The sequence below is a fragment of the uncultured Microbacterium sp. genome, assembly GCF_947488465.1.
Classification (GTDB): Bacteria; Actinomycetota; Actinomycetes; order Actinomycetales; family Microbacteriaceae; genus Microbacterium.
Genome location: NZ_CANKZA010000001.1, coordinates 807,345 through 831,900, shown reverse-complemented (window position 1 = coordinate 831,900; position 24,556 = coordinate 807,345). Strand labels below are relative to the sequence as shown.

Sequence of the window (24,556 nt, the reverse complement as noted above, 5' to 3'; positions counted from 1 at the left end):
CCTTCTCGAAGACGTCTCCAGCCTATCCGGGTGGCCGACGCGCCCGCGCACTAGGCTGGTGCGGATCCACTCACGCCTACCCGGGGAGCATCATGTCCACCGATCGCGTCGTCCTCGTCACCGGCGGAAACCGCGGTATCGGCCGCGCGATCGCCGAACGCTTCGTCGCCGAGGGCTATCGCACGGCCGTCACGGCCCGCTCGGGTGAAGGCCCGGAGGGCACGCTCACAGTGCGTGCCGATGTCACCGACGCGGCATCGCTGGATGCCGCTTTCACCGAGGTCGAGAAGACCCTCGGGCCGGTCGAGATCGTCGTCGCGAACGCGGGAATCACGAAGGACACCCTGCTGCTGCGCATGACCGAAGACGACTTCGACTCGGTTGTGGCGACGAACCTCGGTGGCACGTTTCGCGTGGTCAAGCGCGCATCGAAGGGGATGCTGCGGGCAAAGTGGGGCCGGGTCATCCTGATCTCCAGTGTCGTCGGCCTCTACGGTTCCGCCGGCCAGATCAACTACTCGGCATCGAAATCGGCTCTCGTCGGCTTCGCCCGCTCGCTCACCCGTGAGCTCGGCGGCCGCAACATCACCGCGAACGTCGTGGCGCCCGGTTTCATCGAGACCGACATGACCGCGGAGCTTCCGGAAGACACCCAGGCCGAGTACAAGCGCACCATTCCCGCCGGTCGGTTCGCCACCGCCGACGAGGTCGCCGGTGTGGTGACGTGGCTGGCATCCGACGACGCGGCCTACATTTCGGGTGCCGTCATTCCGGTCGACGGTGGCCTCGGGATGGGGCACTGAGTCAGGACCGACGGATGGCCGCCACGATCGCCGCGGCCAGGCGCGCGGGCTGCGAGAACTGCGGCCAGTGGCCGGTGTCGAGTGTGACGATGTCGGTGCTGTCGATTGCCTCGAACTCGGCGGCAGCGGGACCCCACTGCGACAGGAAGTCGCGGAAGGCGGCGTCGTCGAACCGCCCCGACAACACCGTCACGGGGACCCGGTAGCGCCGTTCGTCGCGCAGTGCGATGGGGTCGGTCGGCACACGCGCCGGCACGCTGCGCGTGCGTGGAGCCGTTGCCGCGCGGGTGGCTGCATCGAGGTCGGCAACGTCCTCGTCGTCGAAGAACTCCCATCCGGGAAACGGGATCACGCCATCGACTTTTTCGAACTCCGAGATGATCCCGCCGTCGAAGGGGACGGCGGTGTCGATCAGGATCACCCGCGCGATGCGGTCGGGCCGGGCATCCGCCGCTCCCCAGGCGACGTTTCCGCCGCCGCTGTGCCCCACGACGACGGCCGGGCCTTCGGCGGTGTCGATCGCCGTCACGGCGGTGGCCACCCAGTCGGCGATACCGATGTCGGAGCTCGCCGAGGCGGGGGCGCCCACGCCGGGCATGGTGAGCGGCCGCGGGTTCAGGCCGGCCTTCCGCAGGGCGGGTGTCACCTCAGCCCAGGAGGAAGCATCGAGCCAGAGGCCGGGGATCAGAATGACGTCCATGCGGCGACACTACGCGCCGCCGCCGACCCGCGACAGGGGCGCGATCAGGGGAGGAGCGGGATCACTTCGCGCAGGTCCACCGGCCCGATGACGAGGTCGGCCTGCGCGCGCACGGCGGGCTTCGCGTTGAATGCCAAGCCGAGGCCGGCGGCATCCATCATCACGAGATCGTTCGCGCCGTCGCCGATCGCGATCGTGCGCGACAGCGGCACACCGTGCGCAGACGCCCATTCCCGCAGCGCCGCGGCTTTGGCACCGGCATCCACGATGTCGCCGTCGACCGTCCCGGCGAGGGCGCCGTCAGCCACGGTCAAGCGGTTGGCCCGCCACACGTCGACGCCCAGATCCGGGGCGACCGTGTCGAGGATTTCGTGGAATCCGCCCGAGACGACGGCGGCGATGCCGCCCCGACGGTGGATCTCGGCGATCAGCTCGCGCACGCCCGGTGTCGGATCGATGCGCGCGAGCACCCGCGCGAACGCGGTGACGGGCACCCCGCGGAGGGCCTCGACGCGTGAACACAGACTCGTCGCGAAATCGATTTCCCCGCGCATCGCGGCCTCCGTCGCGGCAGCGACTTCGACCCCACGGCCCGCTTCGTCGGCGATCAGCTCGATGACCTCGTTGCGGATGAGGGTGGAATCGGCGTCGAACACGACGAGGAACCGGGCGTCAGGCACCCGTCCACCGTAGCGGGCCGAACGTTCAGCCCGTGACGTGAACGTTCTTACCGACGACCGTGATCCCCGAATCGGTGACCGTGAAGCCGCGCGCGAGGTCGCGCTCCCGGTCGACACCGACCGTCGCGCCCGGATCGAGCACGACGTTCTTATCGAGAATTGCCCGGTGCACGCGGGCGCCGGGCCCGACGTTCACGTGGTCGAAGAGCACCGAATCGGTGATCGTCGATCCTCCGCCCGAGAGCGTCCACGGTCCGACGACGCTGCGCTCCAGGTGCGTGCCGGAGAGCACCGACCCGAGCGAGACGATCGAATCGATCGCATTGCCCATGCGCCCGACGCTGTCGCGGACGAACTTCGCCGGCGGCGAGTTGACCGCCTGCGAGTGGATCGGCCAGTCCATGTTGTAGAGGTTGAAGACCGGGAGCGTGGAGATCAGATCCATGTGCGCGTCGAAGAACGAGTCGATGGTACCTACGTCGCGCCAGTAGTCGCGGTCGCGCGCGGTCGATGCGGGCACGTCGTTGCGGATGAAGTCGTAGACGGCGGCCTCGCCGCGTCCGACGAAATAGGGGATGATGTCGCCGCCCATGTCGTGGTCGGATCCGGGCAACTCGCCGTCGGCTTCGACCGCGGCGATCAGGGCGTCGGTGTCGAAGATGTAGTTGCCCATCGAGGCGAGCACTTCGTGCGGGGCGTCGGAGAGCCCGGTGGGGTTCTCCGGCTTCTCGAGGAACTCGCGGATCGTGATGTTGTCGGCGGGGTCCAGGTCGATGACGCCGAACTGATTGGCGAGTTCGATCGGCTGACGGATGCCGGCGACCGTCGCCTTCGCGCCCGACGCGATGTGGGCTTCGAGCATCTGCTCGAAGTCCATGCGATAGACGTGGTCGGCGCCGATCACCATGACGATGTCGGGCTTCTCGTCGTGGATCAGGTTGAGTGACTGCAGGATCGCATCGGCCGAACCCGAGAACCAGCGCTTGCCGAGACGCTGCTGCGCCGGCACCGAGGCGACGTACGAGTTCAACAGAGCCGACATGCGCCAGGTCTGCGAGACATGGCGGTCGAGGCTGTGTGATTTGTACTGCGTCAACACGACGATCTGGCGAAGACCTGAATTGATCAGGTTCGAGATCGCGAAATCGATCAATCGGTACTGACCCGCGAACGGAACCGCTGGTTTGGCCCGATCGACGGTGAGGGGCATGAGTCGTTTTCCCTCGCCGCCGGCGAGGATGATTCCGAATACCTTCGGCGCTGCTGGCATGGCACCACACTATGCCCGAGATCGGCGTCTGTACTAGCGTTCACGACATGCGCGTCGACATCGTCACGAAGGAATATCCGCCGGAGATCTACGGCGGGGCAGGAGTCCACGTCACCGAGTTGGTCACAGCCCTCCGGCGGAGCATCGAGGTGCAGGTGCGCGCGTTCGGCGCCGAGCGTGACGCGACGGACACGACCTCGTACGAGGTGCCCGCCGAGCTGGCGGCCGCCAACGGCGCGGTCCAGACCCTCGGCGTCGATCTCGAGATCGTGGGCGATGTCGCCGGTGCCGATGTCGTGCACTCGCACACCTGGTATGCGAACTTCGCCGGTCATCTCGCCTCGCTGTTGCACGGCATCCCGCACATCGTGACGGCGCACTCACTCGAGCCGCTGCGGCCGTGGAAGGCCGAGCAGCTCGGCGGCGGGTACGCCGTGTCGAGCTATATCGAGAAGACCGCCTACGAGGGCGCCGCCGCTGTGGTCGCCGTCAGTGACGGGATGCGGCGGGACATCCTCCGCAGCTATCCGACGCTGGATCCCGACAAGGTGCGGGTCATCTACAACGGGATCGACGTCGAATCGTGGCGCCCGACCGAGGATGCCGCGCTCCTCGAGCGCTACGGGATCGATCCGGCTGCGCCGTCGGTCGTCTTCGTCGGACGCATCACGCGGCAGAAGGGGTTGCCGTACTTCTTGCGCGCCGCGGCTCTATTGCCGCCGGAGGTGCAGGTCGTCCTGTGCGCCGGAGCGCCCGACACCCCGCAGATCATGGCGGAGGTCGAAGGCCTCGTACGTGACCTGCAGACTCGCCGGGAGGGTGTCGTCTGGATCGACGAGTTCCTGCAGCGTGATCAGTTGTGTGCGCTCCTGACCACCGCGACCACGTTCGTCTGCCCGTCCGTGTACGAACCGCTCGGCATCGTGAACCTCGAAGCGATGGCCTGCGGCGCGGCCGTCGTCGGCACGGCGACGGGCGGCATCCCCGAGGTCGTCGTCGACGGAGTGACCGGCCGGCTCGTGCCGATCGAGCAGGCGCAGGACGGTACCGGTACGCCGGTGGATCCGGAGAAGTTCGTCGCCGATCTTGCGGCTGTCCTCACCGAGGTCGTCTCAGATCCCGCCCGCGCCCGCGCCTACGGCGAGGCGGGCCGCCGCCGCGCCGCCGACGAGTTCAGCTGGCAGGCGATCGCCGACGCCACCGAGGCTCTCTACCGCGAGGTGACCAGGAACTGAAGTGGTCGCCCGTTAGGCTGGACGCATGCCGCAGGTCCTCGAATTCGCCGATGTCGTCGTCCGCCGCACCTCCCGCAACATCGTCGATCATGTGGACTGGACAGTCACCGACGATCAGCGGTGGGTGATCCTGGGCCCGAACGGCGCAGGAAAGACCACGATCCTGCAGTTGGCCGCGACGCTCCTGCACCCCACGTCGGGGCGGGTCACGATCCTCGATGAGACCCTCGGTCGCACCGACGTGTTCGAGTTGCGTCCGCGCATCGGGTTCGCTTCCTCTGCCATGGCGCGCCGCATTCCCGCCGAGGAGACCGTGCTGGACGTCGTGCTGACGGCCGCATACTCGGTACTCGGTCGGTGGAACGAAGAATACGAGGGCATCGACGAGAAGCGTGCCCGCCGCGTGCTGGCCGAGTGGAAGCTCGAGCACCTTGCCGAGCGGACGTTCGGCACGCTGTCGGACGGTGAGCAGAAGCGCGTGCAGATCGCGCGGGCCGTCATGACCGACCCGGAGGTTCTGCTGCTCGACGAGCCGACGGCGAGTCTCGATCTCGGCGCGCGTGAGGAACTGCTGGGCCTGCTCGGCGGGTACGCGCAGGAGCCCACGACGCCCGCGATGATCATGGTCACCCACCACGTCGAAGAGATCCCGGTCGGCTTCACCCATGTGCTGTTGCTGCGCGACGGGGAGATCGTCGCGCAGGGGCCGTTGGCCGAGGCGCTCACGGCCGAGAACCTGTCGACCACGTTCGGCACTGACATCGTGCTGCACGAGGATGCCGGCCGTTACGCCGCGCGTGCTCAGGCAGGTTCGTGATCCAGGCAGGTTCGTGATCGGCTCTCCGGGCTGATAGAATCGGTCCTTGGTGTGCGCGCGTCCGCACGCGCACCGCAGACTTCCACCGCCGCTGGCAAAATCCAGGGCACTTCGTGAGGATCCCAATGAAGACTGACATCCACCCCACCTACAACGCGGTCGTGTTCCGTGACCTCGGTTCGGGCGAGACCTTCCTGACCCGTTCGACGGTGTCCAGCGACAAGACGATCGAGCTCGACGGTGTCACGTACCCCGTCATCGACGTCGAGATCTCCTCGGCTTCGCACCCGTTCTACACGGGCAAGCAGCGCATCATGGACTCGGCCGGTCGCGTCGAGAAGTTCAACCAGCGCTTCAAGAACTTCGGTGGTTCGAGCAACTGAGCTCGCCCCCACACGAAAGCCCCGCCTCGGCGGGGCTTTCGTCGTTTCACGGGCGCGAACCCGCGTTCGCGGGTCAGTTGGTGCCGCATCCAGGTGCGGATGCGGCACCAACTGACCCCGCAACCTGTGGGAGGCGCGAGGGCAGCCGCGCCAACGACGAGGGCCCGCCCCCGTAGGGGCGGGCCTTGCCAGAAAAGCTACGCTCAGAGCGCGGCAACCTGCTTCGCGATGGAAGACTTGCGGTTCGCGGCCTGGTTCTCGTGGATGACACCCTTGCTCACGGCCTTGTCGAGCTTCTTGGTCGCGCGAAGCAGTGCCTTCTCGGCAGCGGCCTTGTCGCCACCGGCGATGGCCTCACGCGTGCGACGCACCTCGGTGCGCAGCTCGCTCTTCACGGACTTGTTGCGCTCGCGCGCCTTCTCGTTGGTCTTGTTGCGCTTGATCTGCGACTTGATATTCGCCACGTCGACGTCTTTCGTTCGGAGTTTTTCGTTGGGAGAGTGTCGCAAGACGGTAGAGGGGCGCCTCGCGACTGTCGTGTGAGGTGTGGGACTCCCACGCAAGCCAATCACCGAGTCTATCAGGTCGGCGGCCGTCGCCATGCGGCATGATCATCCTCACCGGCTCCCGACCGGTGATCACGCTCGACGAAGGGGCCGATGTGCCAGCCTTTCCCTCCGGACGCCTCACCGCGGTACATCCGCCGCGTCGCGGGTCGCGCGCATGAACCGCGGCACGCGGGTCGGCTCGCGCTGGTTTGTGCTGTTCACGCTCGCGTGGTTGGTGATCTGGACGGTGCAGCTCACCCCGCTGCAACTGCTGATCCCCTTGCAACTGAACACACCGGACGACGCGAACGGCTGGATCACCGGAGTCGTCTCGTCGGGACTCGTCCTCGCCGCCGGGGGGATCGCCGGAGTCATCGCCGGACCGCTCGCGGGTGGCCTGTCGGACCGCACCCGCGGCGCATTCGGCCGTCGCTGCCCGTGGGCGCTCACCGGCGTCGCGGTGGCCACGGCATCCCTCGTCGCGCTCTCTTTCGCCGAGGGTCCGTGGGGAGTGGGGATCGCGTGGGTCGGCGTCTCGGTCGGTACCGCGGTCGCGTCGGCGGCCTTCACCGCGCTGATCGCCGACCAGCTCACCACGCAGCGCGGCGCGGCCTCTGCCGCGGTCTCGTCCTCGCAGGCGCTCGGGATCATCGTCGGCGTCGGGGTCATCGTCCTGCTCGAGCTCGGCACTGTCGCCGGCTATCTCGTGCTGGCGGCCTTCTTGGCGGTCGTCGGCGTCACCGCCGCTCTGCTGCTTCCCGACCCGCCCGCACCGGCGCTCTCTGCGGGGGCCCGCACGCCGCGTCGCCTGAGGCATCGGCTCGCTGCACTGCGTGATCGCGACTTCGCCTGGTTGCTCGCGGGGCGCCTCGTCGTCAACATCGGCAACGCGCTCGGAACCGGGCTCCTGCTCTTCTTCCTCATGTACGGGCTCGGACGGGACCCTGCGGGGGCAGAGGATGACCTGCTGCTGCTCATCCTCGTCTACACGGTCTTCGTCGTCGCTTCGTCGATCATCGCGGGAGCCGTCAGTGACCGCACCGGACACCGGGTCGGCATCGTGGTGGTCTCGGCGATCGTGCAGGGGGTCGCGGCGCTGCTGATCGCGGTGATCCCGTCGTTCGAGATCACACTGGTCGGCGCGGCGGTGCTCGGCACGGGCTACGGGGCGTACATGGCTGTCGGCCTGGCGCTCGGCACCGATCTGCTGCCCTCCGCGGCCGACCATGCGCGCGACCTGGGCTTCGTCACGGTCTCAGCGAGCCTCGGCCAGCTTTTGGGCCCACTCATCGGCGCGGGGCTCGTCGCCCTCGTCGGCGGCTTCTCGCTGTTGTTCGTCGTCGGTGGCGTGCTGTCGATCGTCGGCGGGCTTCTCACGCTCGCGATCCGTCGGCGCACCGAGGTCGTCAGCGCGGGCTGACTCCATCGGACGGGGAGGCCTCGATCGTCGCGATCGCAAGGTCCAGGACCGCGTTGAACACCTGTGGCCGCATCGCCGTCACGAGATGCGTCGTCCGCGGTACCACGATGAGTTCGGCATCGGGCGCGACCCGGGTGAACAGCCGCTCATTCACCCGCAACTGGTCGTATTGCCCGTTCACGAACCAGAGCGGGACATCGATACGGCGGAGCGCCGCCAAGAGGTCGAGAACCGACAGGCTCCGCAGAGCGACATCCTGTGCGTCGTACGCGTAGCCGCCGGCGCCGAAGTCCCTCCGGGTCTCGGGCGGGAGGGTGCGGTCGAGCATCTGCTCGGAGAGCCACGCGCCGCGCCGGGGCAAGCGGTCGACCCCGCGCGCGAGTGTGCGATAGGTGCGCAGCGCGACGCCGCGGGGGATCGCGGTGCACGATGCGGCGATGAATCCTGCGATCGGCGGAGGGGTCTCTGCGCCCGCGTATTCGATGCACAGCAGTCCGCCCATCGAGTGGCCGACCAGCAGGACGTCCGACGATTCCGCGGCCGCGCGCACCGCGCGATCGATCGTGGCGAAAGCTCCGTCGAGCGTGAACTCTTCGTCCATCCGGGCCCCGTGGCCGGGAAGGTCGACCGCGGTGGAGGAGATTCCGCGCGCCCGCAGATGCTCGACCTGCGCCCGCCACATCGTCGCGGAGGTGCGGATGCCGTGGACCATCACGACGTGGACAGACATGACCCCAGCCTAGAGAGGCGAGGTCCGCGAGCGCGCCTTCGGGACACGCTCGCGGACCTCGTCGCCGCGTCAGAACAGGACGCGAACCTTCGTTGCACCACTTGTGGACCCCGTGGCCACGGCGTCATCGGCCGGCACGAACACCGCGGTATAGGTGTGCGTGCCGCGGCTGAGGCGGCCGAGGGTGTGCGTTGCCAGCCCGCGGCTGACCGGGACGGTCGCCACGACCGTGTCGCCCTCGCGGAACTCCACCGCGCCCTCCGCCTGGCCACCCTCCTGCTGCACGGAGGCGACGAGCGTCGACGGCACCAGGCGGTTGATGTGGATGGGCAGGATGGCGATCAGCCGGGTGGAGGTCGCCGCGGCCGGCTCGGCGGGAGCCTCCACCGTGATCGGGACCTGCACCACCGTGCCCGAGGCCGGAGCGGTGAGCGTGAGCGTGGCATCCCCTGCAGGTGTTCCCGCCGGGAGCGTCACCGTGACGGTGGCAGCCCCTGCCGCCACCGCGACTTCGCCGAGCGCCGTCTGGCCGAGCGACACCTGGAGCGTCGTGTTCTCGGGCGCCCCGCGGCTCGTGAGGTTGAGTCCCGCGACCGTGAAGGTGACCGCGCTGCCGGCCGCGACCGTCTCGGGAACGCCGGAGACCTGGACGGCGTGCTTCGCGTAGTCCGGCGCCAGGGGCGACCCTTCGGCGATGTGGTCGACCCACGCCTCGTAGTCGAGCAGGCCGGTGTCGACGTAGTCCGTGCCCTGCGTGAAGGCGCGGAAGTTGTCGCCACCCGTCGCCAGGAACGAGAACGTGCCGATGCGGTACGAAGCGGCAGGATCGAGCGGCTCACCGTCGATCATGACCGATGTGATTCGCGACCCCTCGGGGAGTGCGGCGTCGTAGGTGTAGGTCACGTTGTCCGAGACGCCCAGCTGCAGGTACGGCCGCGAGGGCACCGTGCCGTCGGCGTTGCGCTGCCACTGCTGCTCCAGCAGAGTCGTGAACTGCTCTCCCGTGAGGGTGACGAGGGCGAGGGTGTTGGTGAACGGCAACACGGCGTTCGCCTGCGAGAACGAGACCGTCCCGTCGGCGAGTCCCGCGATCGCGGTCGACCCGAACTCGGCCTGGGTGTCCCAGAGGTCTGCCCGCAAGCCGCCCGGGTTGGTCACACCGATGTCGGCTCCGCTCGGCAGGGCACTGAGCGAATCACGCAGCATGTTCGCCACGGCGTTTCCGAGTGTCGACTCACTCGCCCGGTCATCGCGGGTTCCGCCAGACCATACGCCGTTCTGGAACGAGCCGCCGGCGTAGGCCGTGGTGATGTCGCCGGAGACCTCGCCGACGGCGGTGTTGCCGATCTCGGCGGCCGAGGCCAGGGCGGCGTCGACGATGGACTTCACGGCCGCAACCCGCGGGTACGCCGCGACGAGGTCGGCGGGAGCGGTCGTCGTCCGCGCCACGTTCGTCTCGGTGTGCGCCGAGACGTCGCCGGAGGCCGGATCGATCGTGAGCGTGATCTTTCCGACGTTGGCTCCGTACGAACCGGTCTGCACGACCGGGCGGGTGCGGTCGGTGCCGGGGACCTGTGCCGACCAGGCGTACTCCTTGTGCGTGTGACCGGTGAAGATCGCGTCGACCGTGCTCGAGGTGTCGTTCACGAGTGCCGCGAACGCGCCGCCCGCGGCGAGTTCCTCCTCCAGGGTTGCGCCGTCCGGCGTCCCCGCGCCCGCACCCTCGTGGTAGAGCGCGACGAGCACATCCGCCTCTCCGTTGGCGGGATCCCCGTCACTCAGCTCGCCGGCCACACGGTTGACCGCGGCGACCGGATCGCCGAAGGTGAGGTCGGCGATGCCCGCGGGAGACACGAGCGACGGCGTCTCCTCCGTCACCGCGCCGATCACGCCGACGGTGAGGCCACCGGCATCCAGCAGCGCGTACTCGTCGAGCGCCGGCGTCTCGGTACCTGCCTGGTAGACGTTCGCACCGAGCTGCGGGAAGTCGGCGGCTTCGCTCACGCGACCGGCAAGGTCGTCGAAGCCGCGGTCGAACTCATGGTTGCCGACGGCGGATGCCTGGAGCCCGAGGGCGTTGAGCACATCGATCGTCGGCTGGTCTTGCGCGACCGACGAGGGGAACAGGGACGCGCCGATGTTGTCGCCCGCGGAGAGGAACAGGGTGGGACCGGAGGCGGTGGCCCGCAGCTCTTCGACGGTGCCGGCGAAAGCGACGGTGTTGCTGTCGATTCGGCCGTGGAAGTCGTTGATGTCGAGGAGCGTCAGTTCGATCGGCGCAGCCTCGGCATCCAGCCCGACGATCACCGGATCGTGATCGCTCGAGCGGTACGCGTCGTCCTGGTAGAACTCGGTGCCGTGCGAGCGGAACCGGCTGTACTCGAGGGCCACCGATTCACCCGAGTTGATGTTCCAGATGTCGGCGCCGGTCGCGCGACCGAGCGCCGCATCGTTGAGCAACACGTGATCGAGCGAGCCGGACAGCCCCGAGAAGCTGTACGACGACGAGTCGACGTCGAACGCCAGCTCGGCGTTGGTGTAGCCGGCCTCGTACAGGACGTGCAGCGGATCTTCCTGCCCGTAGGAGTTGAAATCGCCGACGAGAGCCACCGCCATCACGTCACCCTGGATGCCGGCCACCCAGTCGCGCAAGGCCGTCGCCTGCCGCACGCGCGACTCGGTCGACGATCCCTGGCCGTCACCGGTGTCGGCATCTCCCGGCCACGGCCCCGCCGACCCCTTCGACTTGAAGTGGTTGACGACGAAGAGGAAAGGAGCCCCGCCGGCATCCGGCGTGAAGACCTGACCGATGGGCTCGCGCGCGTTGCCGAAGGCTTCGCCGTCGGCGCTCTGGTCGCCGAGCGCGCGCGCCGCGCCGACCGTGTCGACCGCCGCCGTCCGGTAGATGATCGCGTTCGTGATGACGTCTTGCTCAGCGGCGGGCGGGAGGTCACTCGAGGAGGGCACGAACGCCCAGGTCTCTGCGCCATCCGCCGCGTTGAGCGCGTCGACGAGCGTCGCGGTGGCCTCGTCGGCCTGCTCGCCGAGCGCGGCGGAATTCTCGATCTCCATGAGGCCGACGACGTCGGCGCCCAGCGTCGAGATCGCCTCGACGAGCTTGGCCTGCTGGCGCTCGAGGTCGCCGTCATCCCATGCGCCGCGCTGGTCGCAGCCTTCGCGCACGGTCACTCCGTCACCGAAGCGATCGGTGTAGGGCACGCACGTCGGGCTGTCGGTGCCGAGCGTCGTGAAGTAGTTCAGCACGTTGAAGGATGCCACCTGCACATCGCCGCCGACGGACTCGGGCGCGGTCGTGCGAGGGTTCGTGAACGTGACACCGTCGACGCCGGAGCCGTCACCGGCGAGCGGCTGCGACGGGTTCAGCTTCCAGGCGTTGTTGCGGTAATCGACGATCACCGGCTGAGTGAAGCTCACCCCACCACCCACGACGATCGGCTCCGCGAGCGAGACATAGGCCGGCGTCAGCGCGGCGTTCGCGGGGGACAGGTAGTTGGTGCTGGTGCCATCGTCGAGCGTGACCGCACGCGCGGCGTTGTCGGCCGCGACCGCTGCCGCCTCCGGAGTGCCCGGACGGGCGACATCGGTGGGCTGACGGAGGGGCGCGTCGCCGGAGGCCAGGCCCACCTCGCCGTACTGGTTGGTCGAGTAGGTGTTCGAGACCGTGAACGCCCCCTGCGGCGAGATGAGCATCGACTCGAGGCTTTCGCGCTGCGCGGCGTCGGTGGGCCAGGGGAGCGTGGCGGCGACGGGCGGGTCAGCCGCGTCGATCTTCACCGCGCCGCCGGCGGCGACCGTGATCTCGGTCAGCCCGTTGAACTCCGAGACCGCGCCGGTCACGCGGACGGTGTCACCGAGCGCGACCTCTGCGGTCGCGGCGGGGGAGTACACGAAGATCGCGTCGGATGCCGTGTGTGCCCCGAGGTCGAGCGCTCCGCCGGTGCCGGGGGTCTGGATGACGTACCCGTTGAATCCGCCCGTGGGGTAGTGCGCGGTCACCACGCCCGTGGTGGTGACGGTCGAGCCGGCCAGCGGCGACACGTCACCGGTGCCCTGAATCTCGGCGATGGTCACCGTCGCAGGTTCCGTGGGCGCGGTCTCGGTGGGCGTGGGTGTGGGTGTCGGAGTGGGCTCGCCTGCTGTGCCGAGACCTGTCGGCGTGGGCGTTCCCGGTGTGAAATCGGCCGCGTTGTCGGTGGTGTTCGCGAAGGATGTCGATCGCGACACGCTCGTGCCGTTCGTGGTCGCCGGCGCCGGGGCCGTGCCGGCGAAGTCGCCCGCTGCACCCCACCCGACGAAATCGACGACCTCGGGCAACGCGGGAATGCCGGTGGCTCCGCTGAGCGCGGTCGCCGTCGAGACCAGCGCGACCTTGCCCTGCGTCCCGCTCAGGGCGATCACGCCCTCGACGTCCGCGGTGAACCCGGGGAGGGCGGTGTTGGCGCCGGCGGCTTCGCCGATCAAGACCTGGCCACCCGCCGGGACCGATCCACGGAGCGTCGTCACCTGCCAGCTCGATCCCGTCGCAGAGGCGTACTGCACGCTGTAGCCGCTGAGGTCGACGGCATCGGCACTCACGTTGGCGATTTCGATGAAGTCCCGGTTGAACGCCGCGCCGTTGTTGCCGCCGCCGCCGTACACCTCCGAGATCACGAGCGGCGCCGTCGGAGAGACGGCGGCCGAGGCAGGGAGGGGTGCGAGGACGAGACCGCCGGCGACCAGGGCGGTCGCGGCCAGCGTTGCGGTCAACCGGCGGGAGCGGGGCGGATGGGACAGGGCGTTGTGCGTCACGTTCGTCTCCGAGCGGTCCGGGCGCGACAGGGGGTTTCGCGCAGCTTCCGGCCACAGCATTGAGCATTCGTGGCATCCATCCGCCCTGGCAAGGGGCAAAACGGTTAACTCTTTCTCATCAGTCGGTTCGCTGGCGTGTCTCGACCGATGTCGGTTAGTGTGCGGCTCTTCGCCGGTGTCGCATGCCCGGAGCAGGGGGCACCTGCCCGGTAGACTTGCCGGAACATGTCCCCGCGCGCCCTGAAGCCCCTCGAGCCTGCCGCCACCCCGCCCGAGCTCATCCGAAACTTCTGCATCATCGCCCACATCGACCATGGCAAGTCGACGCTGGCCGATCGCATGCTGCAGATGACCGGTGTCGTCTCCGACCGCGATATGCGGGCGCAGTACCTCGACCGGATGGACATCGAACGCGAACGCGGCATCACCATCAAGTCGCAAGCGGTGCGGATGCCGTGGGCACTCTCCGACAACGCCTACGCGTTGAACATGATCGATACGCCGGGTCACGTCGACTTCACCTACGAGGTGTCCCGGTCGCTCGCCGCGTGTGAGGGTGCCGTGCTCCTCGTCGACGCGGCCCAGGGGATCGAAGCGCAGACCCTCGCGAACCTGTACCTCGCGCTGGAGAACGACCTGCACATCATCCCGGTGCTGAACAAGATCGATCTGCCGGCGGCCGACCCGGAGAAGTTCGCGGCCGAGCTCGCGAACCTCATCGGCGGCAAGCCCGAGGACGTGCTGCGCGTCAGCGGGAAGACGGGCCAGGGCGTCGAGGAGCTCCTCGACCGCATCGTCGAGCAGATCCCCGCCCCGCGCGGCAACGCCGACGCGCCGGCCCGCGCGATGATCTTCGATTCGGTCTACGACTCGTATCGCGGGGTGGTGACGTATGTCCGCATGATCGACGGCAAACTCGAGCCCCGCGAACGCATCCAGATGATGTCGACGCGTGCGACCCACGACCTCCTCGAGATCGGCGTGTCGAGCCCGGAGCCCGTGCCGACCCAGGGCCTCGGCGTGGGTGAGGTGGGCTACCTCATCACGGGGGTGAAGGATGTGCGTCAGTCCAAGGTCGGTGACACGATCACGCATCATCGGAAGCCCGCCACCGAGGCGCTGCCCGGCTACACCGATCCGAAGCCGATGGTCTTCTCCGGGATCTACCCGATCGACGGCAGCGACTACGGCGACCTGCGTGAGGCGCTCGACAAGCTCAAGCTGTCCGACGCGTCACTCCAGTACGAACCCGAGACTTCGGTCGCGCTCGGCTTCGGCTTCCGCTGCGGCTTCCTCGGCCTCCTGCACCTCGAGATCATCACCGAACGCCTCTCGCGCGAGTTCGGCCTCGACCTGATCACGACGGCACCGTCTGTGACCTACGAAGTCACGACCGACACCGGCGACCTCGTCACCGTGACGAACCCGAGCGAGTACCCCGACGGGCGTGTCGCGGAGGTCGCCGAGCCCGTGGTGAAGGTCGGCATCCTGTTGCCGAAGGACTATGTCGGAACCGTCATGGAACTCTGTCAGTTCCGGCGCGGGACCCTCCTCGGCATGGAATACCTCAGCGAGGACCGCGTCGAACTGCGCTACAACATGCCCCTCGGTGAGATCGTCTTCGACTTCTTCGACAACCTGAAGTCGAAGACGCAGGGGTATGCGAGCCTCGACTACGAGCCGGCCGGCACGCAGACGGCCGACCTCGTGAAGGTCGACATCCTCCTTCAGGGCGAGAAGGTCGACGCGTTCAGCTCGATCGTGCATCGCGAGAAGGCCTACGCCTACGGCACGATGATGACCGAGCGGCTGCGCAAACTCATTCCGCGTCAGCAGTTCGAGGTGCCCATTCAGGCCGCGATCGGAGCGCGTATCATCGCCCGCGAGAACATTCGCGCGATCCGCAAGGACGTGCTCGCCAAGTGCTACGGCGGTGACATCACCCGCAAGCGCAAGCTCCTCGAAAAGCAGAAAGAGGGCAAGAAGCGCATGAAGATGGTGGGGCGCGTCGAGGTGCCTCAGGAAGCCTTCATCGCGGCACTGTCCGGCGACGTGGACGGCAAAGAGAAGAAGTAGAAGAACGGCGAAGGGTGGAGCGGATGCGTCGTGGAAACTTCCAGGACGGCACGGTCGACTACGCCGCGGTCGGGGCGACGCAGGCGCACGATCTGATGGGCTACCCGCCCGAGCACAGTGTGCCGGCGGAAGCGTCGTGGCGGATCGGCAGCGGAGAAGAGCGCTTCGCCTCGTCCGGCGAGGCACTGTTGTCGTGGACAGCGCTGCGCGGCGCCGGCCTTGCGGTCAGCGACGTGCGTCCGGCCGCCGGGCCGATGTACTCGGGCGTGAGCTTCGACGCGGAAGGTGCTCCGGTCGTGCCGAGCAAGCTCGAAGCCGACCAGCGTTTCGACGCTGACGGCACGCCCTATGTGAGCGCCGGCACCACGATTCGCGTGCACGGGCGTGTCGGCGGCCAGAGCGCCGATGCCGAGCTGCGCGTCATCTTCGTGACGGAAGAACCGCGGCGGATCGGGTTCGCGCTCGGCACCGTGGGGGACTCGGCCGTGAGCGGCGAGGAGTCGTTCGTGGTCGAGTGGTACGACAACGATGAGGTCTGGTTCACGGTGCGCGCGTTCGACCGCCCCGTCTCTGCGCTCTACCGCCTGCTGCCGCCGCTGCTCAAGCGCCGCCGCCGCGAACTCTTCCAGGGGTATCTGCGCGCGATCTCACCGCTGTACACGACACCAGCCTGATGGGCGCGGCTGCTCCCCTCGGCGATCCCGTACCTCGGGACGGCGCGTTTCCGGACGACGTCACGACACACCCCGACCGCGCCTTCGGCGTGTATCTGCATGTGCCGTTCTGTCGGGTGCGGTGTGGATACTGCGACTTCAACACCTATACCGCGACCGAGTTGCGCGGGGCCCGGCAAGACACGTACGCCGACGAGGTGCGTCGCGAGATCGCGCTGTCTCGACAGGTCCTCGCCCAGGCGGGGCCGCTCCGCCCCGCGCGCACCGTCTTCTTCGGCGGCGGGACCCCGACGTTGCTGCCGCCGGGCGACCTCGCGCGCATGCTCGACGGCGTGCGCGAGGCGTTCGCACTCGAGCCGGGAGCGGAGGTCACGGTCGAGGCGAACCCCGACACGGTGACGGATGCGACCGCTCACGAGCTCGCAGCCGCCGGTGTCACGCGGCTCTCGATCGGGATGCAGTCGGCGGTGCCGCACGTGCTCGCCGCTCTCGACCGCACCCACGACCCGGAGCGGGTGACCACGGCGGTGGCCTCGGCGCGCCGTGCCGGGCTCGCGGTGAGCCTCGACCTCATCTACGGTGCTCCGGGAGAGACGCTCGCCGACTGGCGTACGTCGCTCGAGACGGCGATCGCGCTGCGGCCGGACCATGTGTCGGCCTACGCGCTCATCATCGAGGAGGGCACGAAGCTCGAACGTCAGATCCGTCGCGGTGAGGTGGCGGCGCCGTCGGATGATCTCCAGGCCGACATGTACGAGCTGGCCGACGACCTGCTGGCAGCCGCAGGCTTCCAGTGGTACGAAGTGTCCAACTGGGCGACGACCCCGGCGCAACGCTCACGCCACAATCTCGCGTACTGGCAGGGCGAAGACTGGTGGGGATACGGACCCGGTGCCCACAGTCACGTGGGGGGTCTGCGCTGGTGGAATGTGCGGCATCCCGCCGCGTACGCGCAACGCCTTGCGGCCGGTGAATCGCCCGGCGCGGGACGCGAACGGCCCGACGAGGCCGCGCGGCGCCTCGAGAGCGTTCTGCTGCGCTCGCGTATCGTCGAGGGGCTTCCGGTGTCGGAAGTGACGGGGGAAGGGCGCCGCGCTGTCGCCGGGCTCATCGCCGACGGACTGATCGAGGGCGCGGACGCCGTCCGCGGACGAGTGGTACTCACCCGGCGGGGGCGGTTGTTGGCGGATGCCGTCGTTCGCGCACTGACGGTCTGACAGAGCGTGGTTCTGCCGCCGCATACGGGCCGGCGGGATAGGATTGGCACTCGAGGATCGGGAGTGCCAGCACAGCGCGGAAGGGCGAGGAGGATCATGGTCTCGGAACGTGGGCTCCAGGTCCTTCGTGCGATCGTGCAGGACTATGTCGACACGCATGAGCCGGTCGGGAGCAAGGCGATCGTCGAGCGTCACCAGTTCGGCGTCTCGGCGGCAACGATCCGCAATGATATGGCGCTGCTGGAAGACGAAGAGCTCATCGCCGCTCCGCACACCTCATCCGGTCGCGTACCGACCGACAAGGGCTATCGCGTCTTCGTCGATCACCTCGCAGATCTCCGGCCGCTGAGCACGGCCCAGCGGTCGGCGATCTCGTCGTTCTTGAACGATCCGGTGGACCTCGACGACCTCCTCGTGCGGACGGTCCGCGCCCTCACCCAGTTGACGGGTCAGGTCGCGATCGTCCAGTACCCGTCGTTCGCCCGCGCGAGCGTGTCGCACGTCGAGGTCGTCCACCTCGGGGGCACGCGCGTCGTGATCATCGTCGTGACCGACACCGGGCGGGTCTCACAACGGGTGGCGTTCGTCCGCGACGAGCTGCTCGGCGGCGACATCGACGAGATCAAGGGGGCCATCGCCCGCCTCGTCACCGGCTCGTCGGTGCGCGACGCGGCGCAGGCGATCGCCGATCTCCTCGCCGACGAGACGCGTCCGCCCTCCCGCGTCGACGACGCCGTGCGCACGGTCGCCCGAATCGTCGCGGAGGAACTCGACGAGTTCCGCCAAGACCGTCTCGTCATGGCGGGAAGTGCGACACTCGCGCGACGCGAAGGCGATTTCCGGGGGAGTATCTACCCGCTCCTGGAAGCGATCGAGGAGCAGGTGACCCTCCTGCGCCTCATGGGCGAGATGGTCGCCGACGAGCACGGACTGGCGGCCAGCATCGGCCGCGAAAACGACCCGTTCGGGTTGGGTGAGGCATCCGTCCTCACGAGCGACTACGACGCAACCGGATCCCGGGCGCGCGTCGGGCTGCTCGGCCCCACGCGCATGGACTACCCCACCAACCTCGCGACGGTCCGCGCCGTCGCGCACTATCTGAGCCGGCTCCTCGACGAGGACGACACGTCCCGCTGAGCGCACGGTTCGACACCTACACACCCCCAGCAGGGGCAGGAAGGCGATTGTGGCAGACCACTACGAAGTACTCGGTGTTTCGCGCGAAGCGACCCCCGAGGAGATCAAGAAGGCATACCGCAGGCTTGCGCGCGAGCTGCACCCCGATGTGAATCCGGGGGAGGATGCGTCGGAGCGCTTCAAGCTCGTGACCCACGCGTACGACGTGCTGAGCGACCCCGAACAGCGCCAGCGTTACGACCGCGGCGGTGACGATGGCGGCGGATTCGGCGGCGCCGGGTTCGGTGGTTTCGGCGACATCTTCGAGACCTTCTTCGGGGGTGCGGGCGGTCAGCGGGCCGGCCGGCCGCGGTCGCGCCGGGAGCGCGGCCAGGACGCGCTCGTGCGGGTCACGCTCGAGCTCAAGGACGTCGTCTTCGGCATCCACCGGGACATCGAGGTCGACACGGCCGTCCTCTGCGAAACGTGCGAAGGTTCGTGCTGCCAGCCCGGCACGCATGAGGCGACGTGTGACATCTGCCACGGATCGGGACAGATCCAGCGCACCGTCCGGAGCCTGCTCGGCAACGTCGTCACCTCGCAGCCGTGCAACGCCTGCCAGGGCTACGGCACGACGATCCCCTATCCGTGCTCGACCTGCCAGGGTCAGGGTCGCGTGCGCGCACGTCGGACGGTGTCGCTCGACATCCCCGCCGGCGTCGAGACCGGCCTCCGGCTGCAGCTCCCGGGTTCCGGCGAAGTCGGCCCCGCCGGCGGACCGAACGGCGACCTGTATCTCGAAGTGACGGTGGCCCCCGACGACGTCTTCAGTCGCGACGGTGACGACCTGCTCGCGACGCTCGAGGTCTCGATGCCCGATGCCGTCCTCGGTACCGGGACGACCATCACGTCTCTCGACGGTGATGTCGACCTCGAGGTGCGGCCCGGCATCCAGTCCGGCGATGTGCTCACGATCAAGGGACGTGGCATCACTCCGCTCCGCGGCGGCACGCGTGGTGACCTGAAGGTGGCGGTGCAGGTGGTCACTCCCACGAAGCTCGATGCGAAGTCGCGCGCACTGATCGAAGACTTCGCGAAGAAGACCAAGGCCCCCGGACCCCAGCTCTCGCAGTTCCACCAGGGCATGTTCGCAAAGCTCCGCGACCGCTTCCGGGGCTGACGTGGCGCTGCACTTCCTGGTCGACGAGATCACGACGGCGGTCGGTGCCGAGCTCGTTCTGCGCGGTCCCGAGGCGCACCACGCCGCCGTCGTCCGCCGGCTCAGGGAGGGTGAGGACGTGACTGTCGGCGACGGCGCGGGCACGTGGCTCACCGGCACGGTCGTCGCGGCGGCGCCGAAAGAGGTCGTGATCCGGGTGACGGATGCCGCCGCCGTGCCCGCGCCGACTCCCCGCCTCGTGCTTGTGCAGGCCCTCGCGAAGGGTGACCGCGACGAACTCGCCGTACAGGCGGCGACCGAACTCGGGGTCGATGAGATCGTGCCGTGGCAGGCGAGTCGGAGTGTGTCGCGGTGGAGCGCCGAGAAGGCGCCGAAGGGTGTCGCGCGGTGGCAAAGTATTGTCCGGGAAGCAGCCAAGCAGGCCCACCGGGCGTGGGTGCCGGGCGTCGTGGCGCCGGTCTCGACCGCGCAGGTGGCGGCGCGGGCGGGCACCCTCCTCGTTCTCGAGCCGACGGCATCCGCCCGTCTCTCGCAGATCGACCTGACCGGAGCGTCGGAGATCGTGCTGATCGTCGGGCCCGAGGGAGGCATCGCGCCCGAGGAGCTCGCGAGCCTTGAGGCCGCGGGAGCCACGCTCGTGCGCCTCGGTGACACCGTGTTGCGGACCTCGACGGCGGGCCCTGCTGCGCTGGCGCTCGTGAGCGCTCACCTCGGCCGCTGGTAAGCGCCCCCGGATAGACTGGGGACATGAGCGAACCGTCGATCTTCAGCCGCATCCTGGCGGGAGAGATTCCGTCTGAGATCGTCGCCGAGACCGAGAACGTCTTCGCGATCCGCGACATCGCGCCGCAGGCGCCGCTGCACCTCCTCGTGATTCCGAAGACTGAGGACTACCGCAACGTCGTCGAGTTGGCCGCCGGTGACCCGGCGCTGCTGACCGAGATGGTGGGGCTTGCGAACACCCTCGCCGCGGAGCATGCCGACGGAGACTTCCGCCTGATCTTCAACACCGGTGCCGGAGCCGGGCAAACCGTATTCCACGTTCACGCGCACGTCCTCGCCGGGGGACTTGCCGAAGGGAGCCTCGGTGGCTGACACCGACGAACCGACCACCCACCGCATCCTCGTCGACGGCATCGCGATGGTGCAGCTGCTGGGCCCGCAGGACCGCTTGCTCCGTGTCGTCGAGCGGGAGCATCCGCAGGTCGAGGTGCATGTGCGCGGCAACGAGGTCACTCTCACGGGCGAGGCGGATGCCGTGGGCGCGGCGCGCGGGCTGGTGGACGAGCTCATCGCGATGACGCGGTCGGGCGCAGGACTCGACCCGGCCGACGTGCAGACGTCGAGCCGGATCCTCCGCGACGACTCGGGCCCGCGCCCCTCCGACGTGCTCGGCGAAGTGATCTTGTCGTCGCGCGGCCGGACGATCCGCCCGAAGACGGTCGGACAGAAGAACTACGTCGACGCGATCGAGGACCACACGATCGTGTTCGGCATCGGTCCCGCCGGCACCGGCAAGACCTACCTCGCGATGGCGAAGGCCGTCCAAGCGCTGCAGCGCAAAGAGGTCGACCGCATCATCTTGACGCGACCCGCCGTGGAGGCGGGGGAGCGGCTCGGTTTCTTGCCCGGGACGCTCACCGACAAGATCGATCCGTACCTCCGGCCGCTGTACGACGCGCTCAACGAGATGATGGACCCCGAGCTCGTGCCGAAGCTCATGGCGTCGGGCACGATCGAGGTTGCGCCTCTCGCGTACATGCGCGGCCGCACCCTCAACAACTCGTTCGTCGTGCTCGACGAGGCGCAGAACACGACGCCCGAGCAGATGAAGATGTTCCTGACCCGTCTCGGGTTCGGCACCCGCATGGTCGTCACCGGCGACATCACCCAGGTCGACCTGCCGCAGGGAGCGTCGGGCCTGCGGCTCGTCACGCGGGTGCTGAAGGACATCGACGACATCCACTTCTCCATGCTGACGAGCGAGGATGTCGTGCGGCACAACCTCGTCGGCCGGATCGTCGACGCCTACAGCGTCTATGACGAACAACGGCTGGCGTCGCGGCGTGAGCGAGATGAAGCATCCGAATTCGCGAACCGTGCCGAGCGGCGCGGACATTCCCGCCCGAGCGGCCCCCGCGACCACCTTCCCCAGCGAGGACGATCATGACCATCGAGATCACCAACGAGTCGGGCGTCGACACCGACGAGACCGTGCTGCTGCGCCTGATGGAGCACAACTTCAGCGAGCTTCACGTCTCACCCGATGCCGACGTCGCGATTCTCCTCGTCGATGAGGGCGCGATGGAGGCCCTGCACGTCCAGTGGATGGATGAGCCCGGCCCGACCGACGTCTTGAGCTTTCCGATGGATGAGCTGCGTCCCGGCACCGAGGAGCAGCCGACACCTCCGGGCCTCCTCGGCGACATCGTCCTCTGCCCGCAGGTCGCAGAGGGCCAGGCCCAGACCGCGGGGCACTCGACGCTCGACGAGCTCATTCTGCTGACCACGCACGGGCTCCTGCACCTCCTCGGGTTCGACCACGCCGAACCGGAGGAGGAGCGTGAGATGTTCGGACTCCAGCGCGAGCTGATCACGGCGTTCCAGGCGTCCGAACGCCGACGACGCGCATGACCGAATCGCTGTTGCTGGTCGCCGCCGTCCTGCTGGTGGCCCTCGGTGGCCTCATGGCCGCGATCGATGCCGCGCTCAGCGTGACCTCGCGCGCCGACATCGCCGAGCTCGCGGTGACCGGGCGCAACGAAGCCGCACTCGCGCGGATTTCTGCCGATCCCGAACCGCACGCCAACGCGGTGGTCTTCATCAGGATTTTGGCCGAGACGACCGCGGCCGTCCTCGTGACCGCCGCCTTCTCGATCCTGTTCGACAGCATCTGGTGGGCGGTGCTTGCCGCCGCGATCCTCATGACGATCGTCTCGTTCGTCCTGGTCGGGGCGAGCCCACGCGCCGTCGGACGCCAGCACGCGAAGGGCCTGCTGCGTGCGTGCGCACCGCTCATCCGCGGGGCGCGGGTCGTGCTCGGTCCGATCGCGCACCTGCTCGTCGTCGTGGGCAACCGCTTCACCCCCGGCGTGCAGCGCGGCACCTCGTTCGCGTCGGAAGAGCAGCTTCTCAGCATGGTCGACGAGGCCGCCTCGAAAGACCTCATCGAAGAGGACGACCGCGAGCTCATCCACTCGGTCTTCGACTTCACCGACACGTTCGTGCGCGCCGTCATGGTGCCGCGCACCGACATGGTGACGATGGATGCCTCCGACACGACGCAGCAGGCGATGCAGCTGTTCCTCGACAAGGGCGTCTCGCGCATTCCGATCGCCGACGCTGAAGCCGACGACATCACCGGCGTCGTCTACCTCAAGGATCTGGTCCAGTTCGCGTACCGAGACGAAAGCGCGTGGCGTGATGCGCCGGTGAGCTCGATCGCGCGCCCCGCCGTCTTCGTGCCCGAGTCGATGAAGGCGGAGACTCTGCTGCAGCAGATGAAGAAGGATGCCGTCCACGTCTGCCTCGTGGTCGACGAGTATGGCGGGGTCGCCGGTCTCGTCACCCTGGAAGACCTGATCGAGGAACTCGTCGGTGAGATCGCCGATGAGTACGACCCGCGTTCGACCGAGATCGTGGCCCTCGGGGTGGGGCGCTACCGCGTGAGCGCGCGTCTCGGTCTCGACGAGGTCGGCGAGCTGTTCGGCATCGATCTCGAAGACGAGGACGTCGATTCGATCGGCGGACTGTTGGGCAAGCTCCTCGGGCGTGTGCCGCTGCCCGGCGCGACCGCCGAGTACGGTGGGCTCATCATCACCGGGGGAACGTCGCGGGGGCGTGGCCGCGGGCTCGCGACGGTGTTCGTCGAACGCGGTCCGCACCTTGCGGCGGCCGACGCGGCCTTCGGAGGCCGCGCGTCGCGCACTGGAGAGAACCCGATCGTGGACACCTCCACCGGGAACATCAAGATCCAAAGGAACCTTCACCGATGACCGAAACACGATCGGGGTTCGTGACGTTCGTCGGCCGCCCCAACGTCGGCAAGTCCACGCTGACCAACGCGCTCGTGGGAGAGAAAGTCGCCATCACGAGCGACAAGCCGCAGACGACCCGGCGCGCGATCCGCGGCATCCTGAATCGCCCCGCCGGACAGCTGATCATCGTCGACACCCCCGGCATCCACAAGCCGCGGACGCTGCTCGGCGAGCGTCTCAACCACCTCGTCGACCAGGTGCTCGGCGACGTCGACGTGATCTGCTTCCTCGCGCCGGCGACCGAGAAGATCGGCCCCGGCGATCGCCGCATCGCTGAGTCGCTCGACGGTTTTCCGCGGGCGAAGAAGATCGCTTTGGTCACCAAGACCGACATCGCCTCACGTGATCAGATCACCGAGCGGCTGATGGAGATCGACGGTCTTCGCGAGGACTGGGTCGCCGTCATTCCGCTGTCGGCGGTGGCCGGAGAGCAGCTCGACGTGCTGACCGACGAGCTTCTCGCGCTCATGCCGCGCGGGCCGCGCCTCTACGAAGAGGGCGTCGTCACCGACGAATCGATCGAGGACCGGATCGCGGAGATCATCCGCGAAGCTGCGCTCGAGGGCGTGCGCGACGAGCTGCCGCACTCGATCGCCGTGACGATCGAAGACATGTCGCGCCGCCAGACCGGATCGATGACCGACATCTTCGCGAACATCGTCGTGGAGCGTGACAGTCAGAAGGCGATCATCATCGGCCACCGCGGATCGCGTCTGGCCGATGTCGGATCGCGCGCTCGCGCTCAGATCGAGCCGCTCGTGGGCACCAAGGTGTTCCTCAAGCTCCACGTGCGGGTCGCCAAGGAATGGCAGCGCGACCCCAAGCAGCTCGGCCGCCTCGGCTTCTGACGCGCGCGCAACG

Annotated in this window: 22 protein-coding genes; 16 read left to right on the top strand and 6 right to left on the bottom strand. The window is 68.4% G+C overall.

Annotated features, from left to right (window positions below):
- Positions 1-92: 92 nt before the first annotated feature.
- Entirely contained in the window at positions 93-803 is a 711-nt protein-coding gene (fabG, locus tag Q0653_RS04010; RefSeq protein ID WP_298742583.1) for a 3-oxoacyl-ACP reductase FabG, read from the top strand.
- A gap of 1 nt (position 804) precedes the next feature.
- Here fabG and Q0653_RS04005 read toward each other — a convergent pair whose 3' ends face one another.
- The 3 genes from Q0653_RS04005 to Q0653_RS03995 are packed head-to-tail and all read right to left on the bottom strand — an operon-like array spanning position 805 to position 3,453.
- Positions 805-1,503: an alpha/beta hydrolase gene (locus Q0653_RS04005; RefSeq protein WP_298942749.1), complete on the bottom strand. Its 699-nt coding sequence runs from the start codon at positions 1,501-1,503 to the stop codon at positions 805-807.
- A 44-nt stretch (positions 1,504-1,547) separates the two neighbouring features.
- Positions 1,548-2,183: a phosphoserine phosphatase SerB gene (gene serB, locus Q0653_RS04000; protein ID WP_298942747.1), complete on the bottom strand. Its 636-nt coding sequence runs from the start codon at positions 2,181-2,183 to the stop codon at positions 1,548-1,550.
- A 25-nt stretch (positions 2,184-2,208) separates the two neighbouring features.
- On the bottom strand, positions 2,209-3,453 hold the full coding sequence (locus Q0653_RS03995; RefSeq protein WP_298942745.1) for a glucose-1-phosphate adenylyltransferase: 1,245 nt from the start codon (positions 3,451-3,453) through the stop codon (positions 2,209-2,211).
- A gap of 47 nt (positions 3,454-3,500) precedes the next feature.
- Here Q0653_RS03995 and glgA point away from each other — a divergent pair, with 47 nt between their 5' ends.
- The 3 genes from glgA to Q0653_RS03980 all read left to right on the top strand — a co-directional run bounded on the left by glgA (position 3,501) and on the right by Q0653_RS03980 (position 5,888).
- On the top strand, positions 3,501-4,688 hold the full coding sequence (glgA, locus tag Q0653_RS03990; protein WP_298942743.1) for a glycogen synthase: 1,188 nt from the start codon (positions 3,501-3,503) through the stop codon (positions 4,686-4,688).
- Positions 4,689-4,713: 25 nt separating this feature from the next.
- Positions 4,714-5,505: an ABC transporter ATP-binding protein gene (locus Q0653_RS03985; protein ID WP_298742588.1), complete on the top strand. Its 792-nt coding sequence runs from the start codon at positions 4,714-4,716 to the stop codon at positions 5,503-5,505.
- 125 nt (positions 5,506-5,630) lie between these two features.
- Entirely contained in the window at positions 5,631-5,888 is a 258-nt protein-coding gene (locus Q0653_RS03980; RefSeq protein ID WP_261605757.1) for a type B 50S ribosomal protein L31, read from the top strand.
- A gap of 203 nt (positions 5,889-6,091) precedes the next feature.
- Here Q0653_RS03980 and rpsT read toward each other — a convergent pair whose 3' ends face one another.
- Positions 6,092-6,352 carry a 30S ribosomal protein S20 gene (rpsT, locus tag Q0653_RS03975; protein WP_298742589.1) on the bottom strand — a complete coding sequence of 87 codons (261 nt, stop codon included), beginning with the start codon at positions 6,350-6,352 and terminating at the stop codon, positions 6,092-6,094.
- Between the two features lie 259 nt (positions 6,353-6,611).
- Between rpsT and Q0653_RS03970 the strand changes: the two genes are divergently transcribed.
- On the top strand, positions 6,612-7,856 hold the full coding sequence (locus Q0653_RS03970; RefSeq protein WP_298942740.1) for an MFS transporter: 1,245 nt from the start codon (positions 6,612-6,614) through the stop codon (positions 7,854-7,856).
- Here Q0653_RS03970 and Q0653_RS03965 read toward each other — a convergent pair.
- Both Q0653_RS03965 and Q0653_RS03960 read right to left on the bottom strand, forming a co-directional pair.
- Positions 7,843-8,586, bottom strand: a complete 744-nt coding sequence (locus Q0653_RS03965; RefSeq protein WP_298742591.1) for an alpha/beta hydrolase — start codon at positions 8,584-8,586, stop codon at positions 7,843-7,845. The genes Q0653_RS03970 and Q0653_RS03965 overlap by 14 nt on opposite strands.
- A gap of 69 nt (positions 8,587-8,655) precedes the next feature.
- A complete protein-coding gene (locus Q0653_RS03960) occupies positions 8,656-13,326 on the bottom strand; it encodes an ExeM/NucH family extracellular endonuclease (RefSeq protein ID WP_298943120.1) in 4,671 nt (1,556 codons plus the stop codon).
- Between the two features lie 294 nt (positions 13,327-13,620).
- Here Q0653_RS03960 and lepA point away from each other — a divergent pair, with 294 nt between their 5' ends.
- The 11 genes from lepA to era all read left to right on the top strand — a co-directional run bounded on the left by lepA (position 13,621) and on the right by era (position 24,543).
- A complete protein-coding gene (gene lepA / locus Q0653_RS03955) occupies positions 13,621-15,471 on the top strand; it encodes a translation elongation factor 4 (RefSeq protein ID WP_298742592.1) in 1,851 nt (616 codons plus the stop codon).
- A gap of 23 nt (positions 15,472-15,494) precedes the next feature.
- Positions 15,495-16,145, top strand: a complete 651-nt coding sequence (locus tag Q0653_RS03950) for a DUF1990 family protein (protein ID WP_298942737.1) — start codon at positions 15,495-15,497, stop codon at positions 16,143-16,145.
- Positions 16,145-17,362 carry a radical SAM family heme chaperone HemW gene (gene hemW / locus Q0653_RS03945; RefSeq protein ID WP_298942735.1) on the top strand — a complete coding sequence of 406 codons (1,218 nt, stop codon included), beginning with the start codon at positions 16,145-16,147 and terminating at the stop codon, positions 17,360-17,362. The genes Q0653_RS03950 and hemW overlap by 1 nt, the downstream gene beginning before the upstream one ends.
- Before the next feature lie 96 nt (positions 17,363-17,458).
- Positions 17,459-18,499 carry a heat-inducible transcriptional repressor HrcA gene (gene hrcA / locus Q0653_RS03940; RefSeq protein ID WP_298942734.1) on the top strand — a complete coding sequence of 347 codons (1,041 nt, stop codon included), beginning with the start codon at positions 17,459-17,461 and terminating at the stop codon, positions 18,497-18,499.
- 49 nt (positions 18,500-18,548) lie between these two features.
- The gene (gene dnaJ / locus Q0653_RS03935; RefSeq protein ID WP_298942733.1) at positions 18,549-19,658 is read left to right on the top strand and encodes a molecular chaperone DnaJ; all 1,110 of its coding nucleotides are present in this window, start codon (positions 18,549-18,551) and stop codon (positions 19,656-19,658) included.
- A 1-nt stretch (position 19,659) separates the two neighbouring features.
- The gene (locus Q0653_RS03930; RefSeq protein ID WP_298742597.1) at positions 19,660-20,382 is read left to right on the top strand and encodes a 16S rRNA (uracil(1498)-N(3))-methyltransferase; all 723 of its coding nucleotides are present in this window, start codon (positions 19,660-19,662) and stop codon (positions 20,380-20,382) included.
- Between the two features lie 23 nt (positions 20,383-20,405).
- Entirely contained in the window at positions 20,406-20,753 is a 348-nt protein-coding gene (locus tag Q0653_RS03925; RefSeq protein ID WP_298742598.1) for an HIT domain-containing protein, read from the top strand.
- 46 nt (positions 20,754-20,799) lie between these two features.
- A complete protein-coding gene (locus Q0653_RS03920) occupies positions 20,800-21,828 on the top strand; it encodes a PhoH family protein (RefSeq protein ID WP_298943118.1) in 1,029 nt (342 codons plus the stop codon).
- Complete coding sequence (gene ybeY, locus Q0653_RS03915) at positions 21,825-22,292, top strand: rRNA maturation RNase YbeY (protein WP_298742599.1); 468 nt, start codon at positions 21,825-21,827, stop codon at positions 22,290-22,292. The genes Q0653_RS03920 and ybeY overlap by 4 nt, the downstream gene beginning before the upstream one ends.
- On the top strand, positions 22,289-23,653 hold the full coding sequence (locus Q0653_RS03910) for a hemolysin family protein (RefSeq protein ID WP_298942729.1): 1,365 nt from the start codon (positions 22,289-22,291) through the stop codon (positions 23,651-23,653). Before ybeY ends, Q0653_RS03910 begins: the two co-directional genes overlap by 4 nt.
- Positions 23,650-24,543 (top strand): GTPase Era, encoded by an 894-nt coding sequence (gene era, locus Q0653_RS03905; protein ID WP_298942727.1) that lies wholly within the window; start codon positions 23,650-23,652, stop codon positions 24,541-24,543. The genes Q0653_RS03910 and era overlap by 4 nt, the downstream gene beginning before the upstream one ends.
- Positions 24,544-24,556: the final 13 nt, after the last annotated feature.

Coding starts and splice junctions, on each gene's coding strand:
- fabG (WP_298742583.1), top strand. CDS start 93: ATGTCCACCGATCGCGTCGTCCTCGTCACCGGCGGAAACCGCGGTATC.
- Q0653_RS04005 (WP_298942749.1), bottom strand. CDS start 1,503: ATGGACGTCATTCTGATCCCCGGCCTCTGGCTCGATGCTTCCTCCTGG.
- Q0653_RS03995 (WP_298942745.1), bottom strand. CDS start 3,453: ATGCCAGCAGCGCCGAAGGTATTCGGAATCATCCTCGCCGGCGGCGAG.
- glgA (WP_298942743.1), top strand. CDS start 3,501: ATGCGCGTCGACATCGTCACGAAGGAATATCCGCCGGAGATCTACGGC.
- Q0653_RS03985 (WP_298742588.1), top strand. CDS start 4,714: ATGCCGCAGGTCCTCGAATTCGCCGATGTCGTCGTCCGCCGCACCTCC.
- Q0653_RS03980 (WP_261605757.1), top strand. CDS start 5,631: ATGAAGACTGACATCCACCCCACCTACAACGCGGTCGTGTTCCGTGAC.
- Q0653_RS03970 (WP_298942740.1), top strand. CDS start 6,612: ATGAACCGCGGCACGCGGGTCGGCTCGCGCTGGTTTGTGCTGTTCACG.
- Q0653_RS03965 (WP_298742591.1), bottom strand. CDS start 8,586: ATGTCTGTCCACGTCGTGATGGTCCACGGCATCCGCACCTCCGCGACG.
- lepA (WP_298742592.1), top strand. CDS start 13,621: ATGTCCCCGCGCGCCCTGAAGCCCCTCGAGCCTGCCGCCACCCCGCCC.
- Q0653_RS03950 (WP_298942737.1), top strand. CDS start 15,495: ATGCGTCGTGGAAACTTCCAGGACGGCACGGTCGACTACGCCGCGGTC.
- hemW (WP_298942735.1), top strand. CDS start 16,145: ATGGGCGCGGCTGCTCCCCTCGGCGATCCCGTACCTCGGGACGGCGCG.
- hrcA (WP_298942734.1), top strand. CDS start 17,459: ATGGTCTCGGAACGTGGGCTCCAGGTCCTTCGTGCGATCGTGCAGGAC.
- Q0653_RS03925 (WP_298742598.1), top strand. CDS start 20,406: ATGAGCGAACCGTCGATCTTCAGCCGCATCCTGGCGGGAGAGATTCCG.
- Q0653_RS03920 (WP_298943118.1), top strand. CDS start 20,800: ATGGTGCAGCTGCTGGGCCCGCAGGACCGCTTGCTCCGTGTCGTCGAG.
- ybeY (WP_298742599.1), top strand. CDS start 21,825: ATGACCATCGAGATCACCAACGAGTCGGGCGTCGACACCGACGAGACC.
- Q0653_RS03910 (WP_298942729.1), top strand. CDS start 22,289: ATGACCGAATCGCTGTTGCTGGTCGCCGCCGTCCTGCTGGTGGCCCTC.
- era (WP_298942727.1), top strand. CDS start 23,650: ATGACCGAAACACGATCGGGGTTCGTGACGTTCGTCGGCCGCCCCAAC.